Here is a 16,179-nt window from a genome sequence, read left to right on the forward strand (position 1 = left end):
ATTTTGTTGCAGAATCGCCACATTGCGTTGCAATAGGGTCACGCTCGGCTGACGCGCCAAAACCGAAACGGGTGGACGGTTTCTCGTGCTGGATCGCATGACGAAGGAGAGGAACGGCATGACGCCGGGCGAGGGGCGCAGGCTGCTTGCCCTGCCGGGTGTCCTGACGGTCGTCGCAGCCCTTCTGGTTGCCGTCGTTTCCTTCGTCATCCTGATGGGCCTGACGCCCATCCGTCCCGACGAGACGACGACGCTCGTGCTGATCGCCATCAATGCGGCGCTTGTGCTGACACTGATCGTCCTGATCCTGCGCGAGGCGCGCCGGATCATCCAGTCGCGCCGCGTCGGGAAGGCGGCTTCCCGGTTGCATGTGCGCATCGTCGCGCTGTTCTCGCTCGTCGCAGCCGTTCCGGCGATCATGGTCGCGATCGTCGCCTCGATCACGCTGGATGCGGGCCTCGACCGCTGGTTCGAGATCCGCACCCGCGCCATCATCAATTCCTCGCTCTCCATCGCCGAAGCCTATATCCGCGAGAACGCCGGGAGCCTGCAGGGGACCACGCTCTCCATGGCCGGTGACCTGGACCAGAACCGCCTCCTGTTCAGTCTCGACAAGGGCGGCTTCCGCAAGTTCCTGTCCGATCAGGCCAATGGCCGCGCGCTTGCCCATGCCGCCCTGATCAACGCGCAGGGCGCCTTTGTGATGACGGCCGAGACAGCGGCTGATTTTCCCATGCCGGAGCCGTTTCCGGAGGTCATTGAGCAGGCACAGGACGGCCGTCCGGTGCTCATTCCGCCGCGCTTCCGCAATCTTGTCGGTTGCGTGGTGAAGCTGCGCGAACTGGAAGACGGCGACCTGTTTCTCTATACGGTGCGCGTTGTCGATCCGGAGGTCATCAAGGCGCGCCAGATCGTTGCCGCCAACGTGGCCGAATACCAGGGGCTGGCCAACAACCGCACATCCACCCAGGTCGCCTTCGCGCTGCTCTATCTGGGCGTGACGCTGGTCGTTGTGCTGTCGGCGATCTGGACCGGCATCGCGGTCGCCGACCGGCTGGTGCGCCCGATCCGCCAGCTGATTGGCGCCGCCGACGAGGTTTCCACCGGCAATCTCGACGTCCGCGTCCCCGTCCGGCTTTCAGACGGCGACGTCGCCTCGCTTGGCGACACCTTCAACAAGATGCTGGCGCAGCTGAAAAGCCAGCGCAACGAACTGCTCGCCGCCAAGGACCAGATCGACGAACGCCGCCGGTTCTCCGAGGCCGTGCTGTCCGGCGTGACAGCGGGCGTGATCGGCGTTCAGTTCGACGGGTCGATCTCGCTCGTCAACCGGTCGGGTGAGCAGATGCTGGGCGTCCTCTCCGCCGATGTGGAAGGAAAGAACCTGTCGGAAATCCTGCCGCATATCGGCCAGGTCTTCGAGATCGCGCGCAACTCCGGACGTCCCGTCTGGCGCGAGCAGACGGCCTTCTACCGGAACGGGATGGAGCGGACCTTCAACGTGCAGATAACGGTGGAGGATTCCGACGACGAGGACCACGCCTACGTTGTCACCGTCGACGACATCACGGATCTGGTCACGGCGCAGCGAACCTCCGCCTGGGCGGATGTGGCGCGCCGCATTGCCCATGAGATCAAGAACCCGCTGACGCCGATCCAGCTATCGGCCGAGCGTATCCGCAGGCGCTACGGCAAGGTCATCACCGAGGACCGCGAGGTGTTCGACCAGTGCACCGACACGATCATCCGCCAGGTTGGCGACATCGGGCGCATGGTGGATGAATTCTCGGCCTTCGCGCGGATGCCGAAGCCGTCCATGGAGGAAACGGACCTGCGCGAGGCATTGCGCGAGGCGTCGTTCCTCGTCGAGGTTTCCCGCAGCGAGATCGCCTTCGAGCGGGCCTTCATGGACACGCCGCTGCCTGGCCGCTTCGACAATCGCCTGATGGCGCAGGCCGTCGGCAATCTCGTCAAGAACGCCGCCGAATCCATCGACGGGGCGATGGTGGAAGACCCTTCGCTGAGAGGGGTGATCCGCATTGCCGCCCGGGTGGAGAACGGACGGATCGTCGTCGAAGTGATCGACAATGGCCGCGGCCTGCCGCGAGACAACCGCCAGCGCCTGCTGGAACCCTACATGACAACGCGGGAGAAGGGCACGGGCCTCGGGCTGGCCATTGTCCGCAAGATCATCGAGGACCATGGCGGCACGCTCAGCCTGCACGATGCACCGGCATCGTTTCACGGCGGACGCGGCGCGATGATCCGCATCATGTTGCCTGCGACCGGCGCCGGCAGCGCCCGGTCACGGGAAGGGGCGCAAACGCAACAAGAAGAAGACCGGAAGGTGGACCATGGCGTCTGACATTCTCATCGTCGACGACGAAACCGACATTCGCGAGCTTGTGGCGGGTATCCTTGAGGACGAGGGACACGAGACGCGCACCGCCCACGACAGCGACAGCGCGCTGGCGGCGATCACGGAGCGGGTGCCGCGGCTTGTCTTTCTCGACATCTGGCTCCAGGGCTCCAGGCTCGACGGGCTTGCCCTGCTCGACGCGATCAAGAAGATGCATCCGGACCTGCCGGTCGTCATGATTTCCGGCCATGGCACGATCGAGACAGCCGTCTCTGCCATCCGGCGCGGCGCCTATGATTTTATCGAGAAGCCGTTCAAGTCGGACCGTCTGATCCTGATCGCGGAGCGGGCGCTGGAAACCTCCAAGCTCAAGCGCGAGGTTTCGGAACTGAAGAAACGGTCCGGCGATTCCTTCGACCTGATCGGCAATTCCAACGTGATGATGCATCTGCGCCAGATCATCGAGCGCGTTGCGCCGACCAACAGCCGCATCATGATCGTCGGGCCGTCAGGGTCGGGCAAGGAAGCCGTGGCGCGCGCGATCCATGCCCAGTCGGCCCGCGCCACCGGCCCGTTCGTGACGATCAACGCAGCCGCGATCACGCCGGAGCGCATGGAGATCGAACTGTTCGGCACCGAGTCGAACGGGGCCGAGCGCAAGGTCGGCGCGCTGGAGGAGGCCCATCGCGGAATCCTCTATCTCGACGAGGTGGCCGACATGCCCCGCGAAACCCAGAACAAGATCATGCGGGTCCTGGTCGACCAGCAGTTCGAGCGGGTGGGCGGTACGCGGCGGGTGAAGGTGGATGTGCGTATCATCTCGTCGACGGCGCGAAACCTGGAAGCCATGATCGCAGAAGGTGCGTTCCGCGAGGACCTCTATCACAGGCTTGCCGTGGTGCCGGTCGTCGTCCCGCCGCTGGCCGACCGGCGCGAGGACATTCCCTACCTGGCGGACTATTTCGTCAGCCAGATCGCCCGCCAGTCCGGCATCAAGCCGCGCCAGATCGGCGACGATGCGATGGCTGTCCTCCAGGCGCACAACTGGCCGGGCAATGTGCGCCAGCTGCGCAACAACGTGGAACGGCTGATGATCCTGGCGCGTGGCGATGATCCCGAATCGCCGATCACCGCCGACCTCCTGCCCGCCGAGATCGGCGAGATGATGCCGCGCACGCCGAGTCAGACCGACCAGCACATCATGGCCCTGCCGCTGCGCGAGGCCCGCGAGATGTTCGAGCGCGATTACCTCGTTGCCCAGATCAACCGGTTCGGCGGCAATATCTCGCGCACGGCGGAATTCATTGGTATGGAGAGGTCCGCGCTTCACCGGAAGCTGAAGTCGCTGGGCGTTTGAGGAAGGGCGGGGACCTGCCATGCGTGTCATCATCTGCGGAGCGGGCCGGGTGGGCTACGGCATTGCCGAGCGCCTGGCGGCGGAAGAAAACGACGTGACCGTCATCGACACGTCGCCGGAACTGATCCGTGCCATCCGCGACACGCTCGACGTGCGCGGTTTCGTCGGACACGGTTCGCACCCTGAAGTGCTCCAGGCCGCCGGCGCCGAACAGGCCGACATGATCGTCGCGGTCACGCTGCATGACGAGGTGAACATGGTGGCCTGCCAGGTCGCCCATTCGCTGTTCAACGTGCCGACCAAGATCGCGCGCATCCGCTCGCAATCCTACCTGCGCAAGCACTACCAGGACCTGTTCTCGCGCGATCACATGCCCATCGACGTCATCATCTCGCCTGAAGTCGAGGTGGGCGAAATGGTGCTGCGGCGCATCGCATTGCCCGGCGCGACGGATATCGTGCGTTTCGCGGAAGGCAACGTGGTCATGGTGGCCATCGAGTGCATGGAGGAATGCCCGGTCATCAACACGCCGCTGGCGCAGTTGACGGAGCTGTTTCCGGACTTGCCGTCGACCGTGGTCGGCGTGTCGCGTGACGGCAAGGTGTTCATTCCCCATTCCGCCGACCAGCTTGCAGCCGGCGATCTCGCCTATGTGGTCACCGAAAAGGGCCAGGTGAAGCGCACGCTCGGCCTGTTCGGGCACGAGGAGCCGGAAGCCAAGCGCATCGTGATCGTCGGCGGCGGCAATATCGGCCTGTTCGTCGCCCGCACGCTGGAAGGCCGCCAGGCCAACGCCAAGGTCAAGATCATCGAGAACAACCGCGAGCGCGCCATCGACATCGCCGACCAGCTGAACCGGACGGTCGTGCTGCATGGCGATGCACTCGAACAGCGCCTGCTCATGGAAGCCGACATCGCCGATGCCGATCTGATGGTGGGCCTGACCAATGACGACCAGGTCAACATCCTCGCCTCCGCCATGGCCAAGCGGCTTGGCTGCAAGTCGAATCTCGTTCTGATCAACAATCCGGGCTTCCACGAATTCGCCCGCACGCTCGGCATCGACGCCTATGTGAACCCGCGCAACATCACCATCTCGCGCGTCTTGCAGCATGTGCGCCGCGGCCGTATCCGCGCGGTCCACACCATCCAGCGCGGCGCCGCCGAGATCATCGAGGCCGAGGCACTGGAAACGTCATCGCTTGTGGGCGCGGAACTGCGCGAACTGGACCTGCCGGATGGAATGCGGATCGGCGCCATCTGGCGCGACGGAAAGATGACCAAGCCCGGAGGCTCGGTGAAGATCAGGCCCGGCGACAGGGTGGTGATCTTCGCGATGCAGGGGGCCGTGAAACAGGTGGAGCAGATGTTCCGGGTCAGCCTCGAATTCTTCTGACCGCCGCGCCCGCCAAGAAAAACCAGCCCTTTTCGGAGACCGGATCCCATGCCCCGCATCGCCTATGTCAATGGCCGTTACGTTCCCCACCGGGAAGCGGTCGTCCACGTCGAGGATCGCGGCTACCAGTTCGCCGACGGCGTCTATGAAGTCTGCGAGGTGGCCCGCGGCTACATCATCGACATCAGCCGCCATCTGGACCGGCTGGCGCGCTCGCTGCACGAACTGGACATCGCATGGCCGATGCACCGCGATGCGCTGGAAGTGGTGATGCGCGAAGTGGTCCGTCGCAATCGCGTCGCCAACGGATTGGTCTACCTGCAGGTCACGCGCGGCGTTGCACCGCGCGATCATGTCTTTCCCAACCCGCCCGTCCGGCCTTCGCTCGTCATCACCTCACGGCGGACAGACCCCGCGGTGGCGGCGGCACGGGCGGAGAAGGGCATCGCGGTCGTCACCGTGCCGGAAAACCGCTGGGAACGCGTCGACATCAAGACCACCGGCCTGCTGCCCAATGTCATGGCGCGCCAGGCGGCGAAAGAGGCCGGGGCCTCGGAGGCCTGGTTCGTTGACGATGACGGCCTGGTCACCGAGGGCGCGGCGACCAATGCCTGGATCGTCACCGGCGACGGCATCCTCGTCACGCGGCCGGCCGAGTTCGGCATCCTGCGCGGCGTCACCCGGACCACGGTGTTCGACGTGGCCGCTTCGCTTGGACTGGCGATCGAGGAGCGCCCGTTCAGCGTGGAGGAGGCGATGGCGGCGCGCGAGGTCTTCATCACCGCGGCGACCATGCTCGTCATGCCTGTCGTGCGCATCGATGAACGGACCGTTGCGAACGGAATTCCCGGTTCGATTGCACTTTCGCTGCGCAAGGCCTTCTTTGACATTGCAGAAAAGACCATGGTTTGATAACCGCAGGAAACGGAGAGGGCGGACTGTTTCTTTTGTGTTGCTGTGTCAGGCCGTCTGCCATCGCCAGATTGCTGCCGGTCGCCGGTGACAATGCCCCCGGATTGTCAATCAAGAATGACACGGTGAAAGAAAAAAATGGCTGAACGCTCACAAAATTTGCAAGATCTCTTTCTCAACACCGTCCGCAAGAACAAGAACCCGCTCACGATTTTCCTGATCAACGGGGTAAAACTGACCGGTGTTGTAACGTCATTCGACAATTTCTGCGTTCTCCTGCGCCGTGACGGTCATTCGCAACTTGTCTACAAGCATGCGATTTCGACAATCATGCCGAGTCAGCCCGTGCAGATGTTCGAGAGCGAAGAAAGCGCATCCTGATTGAGCCCTGACCGCAAAGACGGCGGGGGTGGCAATGAGGGCGAAGGCCTGCGCCTGGGTGTGCGGGCGCTCGTTCTCGTTCCCGTGCTCACCCGTCTGCAGGATCGCCGCGAAGGCGAGACCGGCGCGCGGCGCAAGCTGACGCGGTCCCCGGAAGCGCGCCTGGAAGAAGCCTGCGGTCTCGTCCGCGCCATCGACCAGGAGATCGTCCATGCGGAGGTCGTCACCGTCGCGCAGCCGCGACCGGCGACCCTGTTCGGCACCGGCCGGATCGAGGGTTTCGCCGAGATCGTTCGCGAGGCCGGCGCCGAGCTCGTCGTCGTCGATCATCCGCTGACCCCCGTCCAGCAACGCAACCTCGAACGGGAGCTGGGCGCGAAGGTTCTCGACCGAACCGGCCTTATCCTCGAAATCTTCGGCCGGCGGGCGCGCACCAAGGAAGGCGTGCTGCAGGTGGAACTGGCACATCTGGAATACCAGCGCGGCCGGCTGGTCCGGAGCTGGACCCACCTGGAGCGTCAGCGCGGCGGCGCCGGTTTCCTGGGTGGTCCCGGCGAAACGCAGATCGAGGCCGACCGGCGCATCCTCCAGGACAAGATCACCAAGCTGAAGCGCGAACTGGAAACCGTGCGGCGCACGCGCGACCTGCACAGGGCCAAGCGCCGGAAGGTTCCCTATCCGGTCGTTGCCATCGTCGGCTACACGAATGCCGGCAAGTCGACATTGTTCAACCGCCTGACCGGCGCCTCGGTCATGGCCGAGGACATGCTGTTTGCAACGCTGGACCCCACGTTGCGCCGGGTGAAATTGCCCCATGGCGCCACCATCATCCTCTCCGATACGGTCGGTTTCATTTCCGACCTTCCGACGCATCTGGTGGCCGCCTTCCGTGCGACGCTGGAGGAGGTCGTGGAAGCGGATCTCGTCATTCACCTGCGCGATATCTCCGACCCGGACACCTCCGCACAGGCAGAGGACGTGGAAGGCATCCTCGCCAGCCTGGGTGTCGATCCGGAGGACCGGCGCCGGGTTCTGGAAGTCTGGAACAAGATCGACAACCTGGCCGACAACGACCGTTTGCGGATCGCCGAGGATGCGGCGGAAATGCCGGATGCAAACCGGCCCATCGCCGTATCGGCTGTCACGGGCGAGGGGATCGACACGCTGATGGCGGCCATCGAGACCCGCATATCGGGTACCTTGCGGCCGCTCTCGGTCTCGCTCAAGCCGGATCAGATGGCGCTGGTCGACTGGATCTACCGCCATGCCTCGGTTCTCAAACGGACCGACCATGACGATGGCGGCGTCAGCCTGGAATTGCAGGCGCCGCAGGCCGCAGCCGACGAAATCCTCGAGCGGGTCTACGGAAAGCGTTCGCGCGATCCCTGGGAGGGGTAAGGCTCAGGGCTGGCGCTTTGCGGCCTGCCACAGTGCCTCCATCTCGTCGAGGCTGGCACCCCCGAGCGAATGTCCTTGCTCGTCAAGGGCCTGTTCAACCTTGTGAAACCTGTGCGTGAACTTGTCATTCGTTTGGCGCAGGGCGTCCTCGCTGTCGAGGCCCAGGTGCCGGCCAAGATTGACAAGGGCGAACAGGACATCCCCATATTCCTCGCGCGCATGGGCCGTGTCGCCGGAGGCCAGCGCCTCGCGCAGTTCGCCGATTTCCTCCTCGATCTTGTCGAGGACGGGCGCGGCGTCCTTCCAGTCGAATCCGACCTCGGCGGCGCGCTGCTGAAGTTTCAGCGCCCGCGTGAGGGCGGGAAGGGCGGTGGGAACCGAATCGAGATAGCCCTTGCCGCCGGGTTCGGGATCGAGACCCAGGGCAAGCCGTTCAGCCCGCTTTGCCGCCCGTTCCTCGGCCTTGATCTGGTTCCATGTGGCCTTGACCGCCGCCGGATTTGCGGCGTCGCCATCACCGAAGACATGCGGGTGCCGGCGGATCATCTTGGCGGTGATTGCCTCGACCACGTCCGCAAAAGCGAAGGCACCGCGCTCCTCGGCCATCCGTGCGTGAAAGACGACCTGAAGCAGCAGGTCGCCCAGCTCATCGCGCAGGTCGACCATGTCGCCGCGCTGGATCGCGTCCGCCACCTCATAGGCTTCCTCGATCGTGTAGGGCGCTATCGAGGCGAAGTCCTGCTCCAGGTCCCAGGGGCATCCCGTCACAGGCGTGCGCAACGCCGCCATGATCTCCAGCAGGCCCTCGATATGGCGCGCTGGCACCTTCTTGCCGCCGCTCATTCTTCGCGCCACCAGGTCTGCAACTGATAGCCGTAGACCGGCGTGGCATCGGGATGGCGGATCGCGCTGGAGTGGGCCACGCGTTGGCCTTCCAGGTGATAAAGCTGCACAAGGTAATGGCCAGACAGGAGCACGCGGTCATAGGCCCGCACGGCGGTGACGAAATCGTCCTTGTCGCGCGCCTTGAGAAGGGCATCGATCATGGCGTCGACAGCCGGGTTCGCGACACCGGCGAAATTGTAGGTCCCTTCCAGATCGCGCGCGGCCGATCCCCAGCGGCCGATCTGTTCGGCGCCGGGCGACAGCGACGAATAGTAGAATTGCATCATCACGTCGTAATCGTAGGTTTGCAGGCGCTGCTGGTATTGCGCGTCATCGACGCTGCGCAAATCCACCCCGATCCCGAGCGCGGCCAGCGTGCGCTGCCAGGCCGATGCCAGCGCCTCCCCGGACTTGCCCTTGAGCAGGATCTCGAACCGTACCGGTTGTCCGTCCGGCGCCCGCATCACCTGGTCTTCCAGCCGGTAGCCGGCCTCCTTCAGGATGTTGAAGGCATGGCGCAGGAAGGCGCGGTCGCGGCCCGAGCCGTCTGACGAGGCCGGCTCCAGGGTCCCCGCCATGGCCTCCGGTTCGACCGCTTGCGGAAAGGGAGCCAGAAGGTCCTGTTCCGCCTCGCTCGCCGGGCGGCCATGCGAGGCGAGTTCGGAGCCGTCAAAGAAGCTCTTTGTCCGGGTATAGGCCCCGTCATAGAGGTTGCGGTTGATCCATTCGAAATCCATGAGCGCGGCGAGCGCCTTGCGCAGCGCCTTGTCTGCCAGCAGGGGGCGGCGCGTGTTGAACACGAAGCCGAGCATCCCGGACGGCAGCCCTTCCTCGAACTCCGATTTCACGATGCGGCCGTCGGCGACGCCGGGAAATCCGTACTCGTTCTTCCAGCGCACCGGGTCCTTGTCGACGAAGACATCGACAAGCCCCTTCTTGAACGCCTCGAACATCGTCGCCTCGTCACGGAAATAGTCGATGCGGATCTCGTCGTAATTGTCGAAACCGCGCTTGGAGGGATGATCCTTCGCCCAGTAGTCCGGATTGCGCTTGAGCGTGATCGACTGGCCGGGATCGATCTGCGCCATCACGTAGGGTCCGGATGCGACCATGGGTTCCAGGGTCGAGCGGTCGAAGGTGTCAAAGTCGGTGGCGTGTTCGGGAAGGATGGGCAGAAGCGCGAGCAGCAGGGGCAGTTCGCGATCCGCCTTCTCGTTGAAGGTGAAGCGGACACCGCGCTCGCCGGTCCTCTCGATCGACTCCACGCCGTCCAGCCATCGCCGGTAGAGAGGGCGCGCCTTTTCCTTCATCAGTTTCATGGAAAAGAGTACGTCCTCCACGCGGATCGGCGCGCCGTCGGAAAAACGCGCGCGCTCATCCAGCGTGAACTCGATGAACGTCCGCTCCTCGTCCGTTTCGACCGAACGCGCGATCAGCGGGTAGAGCGTGAAGGCCTCGTCACGCGAACGCGCCATCAGGCTTTCAAAGACGTTGTATCCGAATTCCTGGTCGAACAGGCCGCGCGCGGCGTCGCCCTGCACGATGAACGGATTGACCGAGTTGAAGGTGCCACGAACGGCATAGACGATGCGCCCGCCCTTCGGCGCCTGCGGATTGGCATAGGGAAAATGCAGAAATCCGGCAGGCAGCGCCGGTTCGCCATGCATCGATATGGCATGGACCGGTTCGCCGTGGCTTGCCCCCGCGAACAGCACTGCCCCGATGATGGCGAAGACGATGCGCAGGCGAAGCATGGGCGGGCCCCCGGGTTGCGTTCTGGGTGTGATTCGGCAATGAAGGTAACATGCATGGTAGGCGGCTCAATGGCCAAGGCCGGCCATGCGGCGCACGGGTTTTTGCGGGCGTGCGGGCATCATGCGCGCTTGCCCTTCACCGCGCCCCGGTGTAACACCCGCGCGAACGGCATATGCTCGCCGCATTGGGTCCGGCGACATTCAATTGCCTCATTTTGGCAACACGAGACCTGCTGGCGGCGGCTGACAGCCGCCAAGGATTTAAGAGGATAGACATGATGAAGAAGCTGACTCTTGCAGCTTTCGCCCTGGCCGCCGCCGGAATGGCGTTCAGCACCCCTGCATCCGCCCAGCAGAACCAGATCCCGGAAGGCTGGTTCAAGCTTTGCCAGAAGCAGAAGGACAGCGATGTCTGCAACGTGCAGTTCATCAAGGCGGCCAAGGAGACCGGCCAGCTGCTGGTGGGCATCTCGCTCATCGAAATCACCGGCAAGGCCCAGCGCCGGATCATGCAGATCACGGTGCCGCCCATGCGCATCCTGCCGCCCGGCATCGGTCTCCAGATCGATGGCGGCAAGACCGCGAAGCTGGAATACGTGATCTGCCCGATCCAGCCGTCGCCAAGCTGCATCGCCGAGGCGCCGCTGACCGATGAGATCATCAATTCCTTCAAGAAGGGCGGCGAACTGACGATCACGGCGGTGAACTTCCAGAATCAGCCCACCCCGGTGAAGATCACGCTGAAGGGCTTCACCGAAGCCTATGATGGCGAGCCGATCCAGCAGTCGGACTACGAGGAGCGGCAGAAGAAGCTGCAGGAAGAGATCGCCAAGCGCCAGGAGGAGTTCCAGAAGAAGCTCCAGGCCGAGCAGGAAAAGGCGAAATCGAACTGAGCGGTTCCCGCCAGCATCGAAATGAATGAAAAAACGGGGCCGCAAGGCCCCGTTTGACGTTCAGGCACGCAAGCGAGGCGGTCAGTGCATGCTGGCCTCGCGTGGCACATAGCGGCCGTTGCTCATTCCCGCGAAATATTCGCGGACCTGGGGATGACGCACCGGTTCGCCGCTTTCGTCGGGCAGCAGGTTCTGCTCCGACACATACGCCACGTATTCGGTTTCGGCGTTCTCGGCGAAGAGGTGGTAGTAGGGCTGGTCCTTTCGGGGCCGGATTTCCGGCGGAATGGCCTGATACCATTCCTCTGTGTTGGCGAAGACCGGATCGACATCGAACACGACACCGCGGAACGGAAAAAGGCGGTGCCGGACAACCTGTCCGATCTGGAACTTGGCTTGGTTGATCATCGTCATCTGCTTCAAACTCCCCGTTAATTATGTGGGGCTGGCGCCGGTGCGATCAATACCCCGAAAGGCCGCATGTCCGCTTTGCCGGCTCATCTTGGCACAGGGAAATGAACCGGCCATGAACCGGAGCCTGATTGTGGGCGGTGCACGGCCGGACTGATCCGGCAGTGAAGGTTTTTCCAACCGGCCAGGCGTGACGGAACAGGCGTCCCGGTGTATGGGGAAGCGATGGTCCGGCCGTGTCCGCCGGGCATTCGCCGCCTTTCCTGTCGCAACAGCCCGTCCTGTCCCTCCATGAGCAATGTCATTGGCCTCGTTCTGCCATTCTTCGGGCTGATCCTCCTCGGTTTCGTTGTTGCGCGAATCACCCGCAAGCCGCTGATCGAAACCGGCTGGATGAACACCTTCATCATCTATATCGCGCTGCCGGCCCTGTTCTTCCAGCTTCTCTCCAAGACGCCGATCGAGAAGCTGACCGAATGGGGCTACATCTTCGGATCCGTCTTCTCCACTTATGTCGTCTTCGCGCTGATGTTCGTCTGGTCGGCGATCCGCTCGCGCGGCGAGATCGCCCAGAGCACGATCAAGGGCCTGGCCGCGGCCTATGGCAATATCGGCTACATGGGGCCGGGGCTTGCCCTGCTGGCTCTGGGACAGGACGCGGCCGTTCCGGTCGCCCTGATCTTCTGTTTCGAGAACATCCTCCATTTCGCGATCGCACCGCTGATGATGGGGCTGGCCGGCGGCACGGATGAACCGCCTTTGCGCATCGCCCTCGGCGTCGTGCGCAAGATCGCGCTGCATCCCTTCATCCTGGCGACCGTGGCGGGCGTCGGCGCCGCGGCGTTTCACGTAACGCCGCCGCTGCCGCTGGAGCGCCTGTTGCAATATCTCGCCAATGCGGCTGCGCCCTGCGCGCTCTTCGTCATGGGCGTGACGCTTGCCCTGCGGCCATTGACGCGAATGCCGGCCGAGATCGGCCTCATCGTGCCGCTGAAACTGCTTGTCCATCCGCTGATCTGCTGGGTGACGCTGAGCTGGGTGGGGAATTTCGACCCGGTCTGGGTCTGGTCCGCCGTACTGCTGGCCGGGCTTCCGACCGCCACCAACGTCTTTGTCATAGCCCAGCAATACGGGGTCTGGGTGGAGCGCGCCTCGGCAACGATCCTGGTGACGACGACGTTGTCGGTGCTTTCCGTGACCGGGCTACTGCTGCTGGTGACGGGCGGTCATCTTCCGGCCGACCTCTTTCCCTAGGCTTCGCAGGTCATCGGCGAAGCGGCCGAAACCGGTTCCCGGTGCCATTCCCTCGCGCATGAAGAATCCGCGCAGGGGTGGCAGCGAGCGCAACAGGGCAAGTCCGGCGCTGCGCGCGATCTGGGCTGGCAGGAAATCCGACAGGAGCGTTCCGTTCAGCGCGTTGACGGCGCCGGCACGCGCCAGGATATCGGGACGCCGGCGAGCGGTGTAACGGGCCAGCACCTCCGGCGCGCCGGGATCGCCGGCGCCTTCCAGCACTGAGGCAAGGTCCGTCACGTCGCGAAGACCGAGGTTCAGGCCCTGCGCGCCGATCGGCGGAAAGACGTGGGCGGCCTCGCCGACAAGCGCGATGCGCCGCGCCGCGAATGCTGACGGAAGGGTCGCGCTCAGCGGCCATGGCTGGCGCGGTCCCGGATGCGATATCTTGCCCAGCATGGAATCCAGGCGCTGCTCCAACGCCATGCAGAAGGCGTCTTCGGCCAGACCGGCAAGGCGTTCCGCCTCGTCCGGTGCGCTCACCCAGACGAGACTGGACCGGTGCGGATCGGCAAGCGGGACCTGCGTGACGGGGCCGTGTTCGGTATGCAGTTCGGTGGAGGTATCCTCATGCGGCCGTTCATGGTGAAAGGTCGTGACCAGGGCGACCTGCGGCAACGGGCGGCTTCGCACGTGAATGCCGGCGGCCTCGCGCCCGGGCGAAGCGCGGCCGTCTGCGGCGACGCCAAGCCTGCCCCTCAGCATATGGCCGTCGCCAAGCGACACGCTGACGCCGTCCTCCTCCGGCATCCACGATGTCACCGCCTGTTCATGACGCCGGATGGTGCCAGAAGACGCCACCGCCGCGGCAAGGAGTTCGTTGAGCCGGCGATTGGCGATGTTGTAGCCGAAGGCATCCTCTCCGATTTCGCCCGCCCGGAACGTGACGGTTGGGCTGCGGATCAGCCGCCGCGTCGCGTCGACGATCCGCATGGTGCGCAGGGGCGCCGCGTCGGCGTCTGCGATGTCAACGCCAAGGCCGCGCAGAAAAGCGATGCCGGGCATCATGATGGCCGTTGTGCGCAGATCACCGGCGTTGGCGGGCGGACCGGCAAGTGCCACGGTCCAGCCAGCCTGCGCAAGCGCCAGCGCAGCCGCCATGCCGGCCGGCCCGGCCCCAACGATGACGATATCGGTCTGCGCCATGCGATCTCCCGTGAAAAACGATCAGCCGGTGGCTGGTAGTCTCTGGTCTTGTCGGCTCGTATATGGCAGCACAAGGGCCTGCGGCAATGGGAAGCCGGCAGGCGGCATCGGTCTTGTCCAGGGGCAAATGCGCGCACAACGCTTTCCCGCACCGGAACAAGGAGGGGACATGGCGGCGATGACGGATTCCTCCGCGGGAGCGGGCAGGTGAAGCGTCCCCTGTTCTCCCGGCCGACCGGCAAGAAGGTGACATGGCCGCAGGCCAAGGCCTTTTCCGTTCACCTGCTGACGGCGTCCGGTTCCTTCCTGGCCTTCCTGTCCCTCGTCGCCTGCGCGGAGGAGCAGTGGACGGCGATGTTCCTCTGGCTGGGGCTCGCCCTGTTCGTCGACGGGATCGACGGGCCCATGGCGCGCAAGCTCCAGGTCAAGGAAGTCCTGCCAACCTGGTCCGGCGACATGCTCGACAACATCATCGACTATGTCACCTACGTGCTGATACCGGCCTTCGCGCTCTACAATCGCGGCTTCATGGGCGAGGGGCTGTCCTTCCTGTCGGCCGCGATCATCGTCGTGTCCAGCGCCATCTACTACGCCGACACTTCGATGAAGACGAAGGAGAACTTCTTCAAGGGATTCCCCGTCGTCTGGAACATGCTCGTCTTCACGCTGTTCGTGATCGAACCCGGCGAATGGACCTCGTTCGCGGCGGTCGTCTTCTCGGCGGTCCTGACCTTCCTGCCGGTCAATTTCCTGCACCCGGTCCGCGTCAAGCGGCTCCGCGAGATCAACCTGCCGGTCTTCCTGGCATGGTGCGCCCTCGGTGTCGTGGCGCTCGTGGAAGGCTTGCAGGCCAGTTTCTGGGTCAAGGTGGGCATATCGATCACCGGCCTCTACCTCTACTGGATCGGCGCCATCATGCAGCTGTTTCCCAATCTCGGCAAAAGGAGTTCGTGACAATGCACAAGGCTGTTCGCGTTCATGAAACCGGCGGGCCCGACGTCCTGCGCTACGAGGATGTGGAGACGCCGTCGCCCGCCAGCGGCGAGGCGCTGGTGCGGCACACGGCCATCGGGCTGAATTTCATCGACACCTATTTCCGCACCGGGCTCTATCCTGCGCCGGCCGGGCTGCCCTTCATTCCCGGCAACGAGGGCGCCGGGGTCGTCGAGGCTGTCGGCGAAGGGGTGACGGACCTCGCCGTTGGCGATCGCGTGGCGTATGCAGCCGGCCTTGGCGCCTATGCGGAGAAACGGGTCATCCCGGCCGACCGGCTGGTGAAGATTCCGGACGGTGTCAGTGACGAGCAGGCCGCCGGCATGATGCTCAAGGGCATGACCGCGTGGTACCTGCTGCGCCGGACCCACGCGGTGAAGCCGGGCGAGACGATCCTCTTCCATGCCGCCGCCGGCGGTGTCGGCCTGATCGCGGGGCAATGGGCCAAGCACCTGGGTGCGAACGTCATCGGCACGGCCGGTTCGCCCGACAAGATCGAACTGGCGCTCGCGCATGGCTATGACGAGGTGATCAACTACCGCGACCAGGATTTCGTGGCGGAAGTGGCCCGCCTGACGGGGGGCAAGAAATGCGACGTTGTCTATGATTCGGTGGGCAAGGATACCTATCCGGGATCGCTGGATTGCCTGAAGCCGTTCGGCCTCTTCGTCTCCTTCGGGCAATCGTCCGGGCCCATCGAGGGGTTCAACCTGGCGCATCTGAGCCAGAAGGGCTCGCTCTTCGCCACGCGTCCCACGCTGTTCACCTATGTCGCGGCGCGCGAAGATCTCGTACAGGCGGCCGGTGAACTGTTTGACCTCGTCGCGCGTGGAATCGTGACGATCAACATCAACCAGCGCTACGCGCTGAAGGACGCCGCGCAGGCCCATCGCGACCTGGAAGGCCGCAAGACGACCGGCACCACGGTACTCGTCCCGTGATTTGCCGGGAAAATGGTTGAAGCTGTTTCAAGGCAGGGATGGCTAAAGCCTTCGGGAACA

At 64.3% G+C, this 16,179-nt stretch carries 14 protein-coding genes; 10 read left to right on the plus strand and 4 right to left on the minus strand.

Annotation, left to right across the window (positions count from 1 at the left end):
- The first annotated feature begins 97 nt into the window (after window positions 1–97).
- From ACLB6G_RS12820 to hflX, 6 genes are all read left to right on the plus strand, one after another.
- Entirely contained in the window at window positions 98–2,365 is a 2,268-nt protein-coding gene (locus ACLB6G_RS12820) for a sensor histidine kinase NtrY-like (RefSeq protein ID WP_410356578.1), read from the plus strand.
- Complete coding sequence (gene ntrX / locus ACLB6G_RS12825; protein WP_410356579.1) at window positions 2,355–3,716, plus strand: nitrogen assimilation response regulator NtrX; 1,362 nt, start codon at window positions 2,355–2,357, stop codon at window positions 3,714–3,716. The genes ACLB6G_RS12820 and ntrX overlap by 11 nt, the downstream gene beginning before the upstream one ends.
- Before the next feature lie 19 nt (window positions 3,717–3,735).
- Complete coding sequence (gene trkA / locus ACLB6G_RS12830; protein WP_410356580.1) at window positions 3,736–5,112, plus strand: Trk system potassium transporter TrkA; 1,377 nt, start codon at window positions 3,736–3,738, stop codon at window positions 5,110–5,112.
- Between the two features lie 48 nt (window positions 5,113–5,160).
- Window positions 5,161–6,024, plus strand: coding sequence for a D-amino-acid transaminase (locus tag ACLB6G_RS12835; RefSeq protein ID WP_410356581.1), 864 nt, complete (start codon window positions 5,161–5,163; stop codon window positions 6,022–6,024).
- Between the two features lie 138 nt (window positions 6,025–6,162).
- Window positions 6,163–6,405: an RNA chaperone Hfq gene (hfq, locus tag ACLB6G_RS12840; RefSeq protein ID WP_410356582.1), complete on the plus strand. Its 243-nt coding sequence runs from the start codon at window positions 6,163–6,165 to the stop codon at window positions 6,403–6,405.
- Window positions 6,406–7,803, plus strand: coding sequence for a GTPase HflX (hflX, locus tag ACLB6G_RS12845; protein WP_410356583.1), 1,398 nt, complete (start codon window positions 6,406–6,408; stop codon window positions 7,801–7,803).
- Window positions 7,804–7,806: 3 nt separating this feature from the next.
- On the opposite strand, the gene mazG is transcribed toward hflX, so the two are convergent.
- Window positions 7,807–8,646: a nucleoside triphosphate pyrophosphohydrolase gene (gene mazG / locus ACLB6G_RS12850; RefSeq protein WP_410356585.1), complete on the minus strand. Its 840-nt coding sequence runs from the start codon at window positions 8,644–8,646 to the stop codon at window positions 7,807–7,809.
- Complete coding sequence (locus ACLB6G_RS12855) at window positions 8,643–10,442, minus strand: extracellular solute-binding protein (protein ID WP_410356586.1); 1,800 nt, start codon at window positions 10,440–10,442, stop codon at window positions 8,643–8,645. Before ACLB6G_RS12855 ends, mazG begins: the two co-directional genes overlap by 4 nt.
- Before the next feature lie 278 nt (window positions 10,443–10,720).
- Here ACLB6G_RS12855 and ACLB6G_RS12860 point away from each other — a divergent pair, with 278 nt between their 5' ends.
- Window positions 10,721–11,335: an invasion associated locus B family protein gene (locus tag ACLB6G_RS12860; RefSeq protein WP_410356587.1), complete on the plus strand. Its 615-nt coding sequence runs from the start codon at window positions 10,721–10,723 to the stop codon at window positions 11,333–11,335.
- Window positions 11,336–11,416: 81 nt separating this feature from the next.
- Here the strand turns inward: ACLB6G_RS12860 and hspQ are convergent, their stop codons facing one another.
- Window positions 11,417–11,749, minus strand: a complete 333-nt coding sequence (gene hspQ, locus ACLB6G_RS12865; RefSeq protein ID WP_410356588.1) for a heat shock protein HspQ — start codon at window positions 11,747–11,749, stop codon at window positions 11,417–11,419.
- 288 nt (window positions 11,750–12,037) lie between these two features.
- Between hspQ and ACLB6G_RS12870 the strand changes: the two genes are divergently transcribed.
- Window positions 12,038–13,000 (plus strand): AEC family transporter, encoded by a 963-nt coding sequence (locus ACLB6G_RS12870; protein ID WP_410356589.1) that lies wholly within the window; start codon window positions 12,038–12,040, stop codon window positions 12,998–13,000.
- On the opposite strand, the gene ACLB6G_RS12875 is transcribed toward ACLB6G_RS12870, so the two are convergent.
- Window positions 12,950–14,185, minus strand: a complete 1,236-nt coding sequence (locus ACLB6G_RS12875) for a UbiH/UbiF family hydroxylase (protein WP_410356590.1) — start codon at window positions 14,183–14,185, stop codon at window positions 12,950–12,952. The genes ACLB6G_RS12870 and ACLB6G_RS12875 overlap by 51 nt on opposite strands.
- Window positions 14,186–14,392: 207 nt before the next feature.
- Between ACLB6G_RS12875 and pcsA the strand changes: the two genes are divergently transcribed.
- Complete coding sequence (gene pcsA / locus ACLB6G_RS12880) at window positions 14,393–15,139, plus strand: phosphatidylcholine synthase (RefSeq protein WP_410356591.1); 747 nt, start codon at window positions 14,393–14,395, stop codon at window positions 15,137–15,139.
- A 2-nt stretch (window positions 15,140–15,141) separates the two neighbouring features.
- On the plus strand, window positions 15,142–16,119 hold the full coding sequence (locus tag ACLB6G_RS12885) for a quinone oxidoreductase family protein (protein WP_410356592.1): 978 nt from the start codon (window positions 15,142–15,144) through the stop codon (window positions 16,117–16,119).
- Window positions 16,120–16,179: the final 60 nt, after the last annotated feature.

Source organism: Zhengella sedimenti (genome assembly GCF_046506625.1).
In the GTDB taxonomy this organism is placed as follows: Bacteria; Pseudomonadota; Alphaproteobacteria; order Rhizobiales; family Rhizobiaceae; genus Zhengella; species Zhengella sedimenti.

Bases quoted from the DNA above. Each gene is read 5' to 3' on its own strand.
- ACLB6G_RS12820 (WP_410356578.1), top strand. From the start codon at position 98: ATGACGAAGGAGAGGAACGGCATGACGCCGGGCGAGGGGCGCAGGCTG.
- ntrX (WP_410356579.1), top strand. From the start codon at position 2,355: ATGGCGTCTGACATTCTCATCGTCGACGACGAAACCGACATTCGCGAG.
- trkA (WP_410356580.1), top strand. From the start codon at position 3,736: ATGCGTGTCATCATCTGCGGAGCGGGCCGGGTGGGCTACGGCATTGCC.
- ACLB6G_RS12835 (WP_410356581.1), top strand. From the start codon at position 5,161: ATGCCCCGCATCGCCTATGTCAATGGCCGTTACGTTCCCCACCGGGAA.
- hfq (WP_410356582.1), top strand. From the start codon at position 6,163: ATGGCTGAACGCTCACAAAATTTGCAAGATCTCTTTCTCAACACCGTC.
- mazG (WP_410356585.1), bottom strand. From the start codon at position 8,646: ATGAGCGGCGGCAAGAAGGTGCCAGCGCGCCATATCGAGGGCCTGCTG.
- ACLB6G_RS12855 (WP_410356586.1), bottom strand. From the start codon at position 10,442: ATGCTTCGCCTGCGCATCGTCTTCGCCATCATCGGGGCAGTGCTGTTC.
- ACLB6G_RS12860 (WP_410356587.1), top strand. From the start codon at position 10,721: ATGAAGAAGCTGACTCTTGCAGCTTTCGCCCTGGCCGCCGCCGGAATG.
- hspQ (WP_410356588.1), bottom strand. From the start codon at position 11,749: ATGACGATGATCAACCAAGCCAAGTTCCAGATCGGACAGGTTGTCCGG.
- ACLB6G_RS12870 (WP_410356589.1), top strand. From the start codon at position 12,038: ATGAGCAATGTCATTGGCCTCGTTCTGCCATTCTTCGGGCTGATCCTC.
- ACLB6G_RS12875 (WP_410356590.1), bottom strand. From the start codon at position 14,185: ATGGCGCAGACCGATATCGTCATCGTTGGGGCCGGGCCGGCCGGCATG.
- ACLB6G_RS12885 (WP_410356592.1), top strand. From the start codon at position 15,142: ATGCACAAGGCTGTTCGCGTTCATGAAACCGGCGGGCCCGACGTCCTG.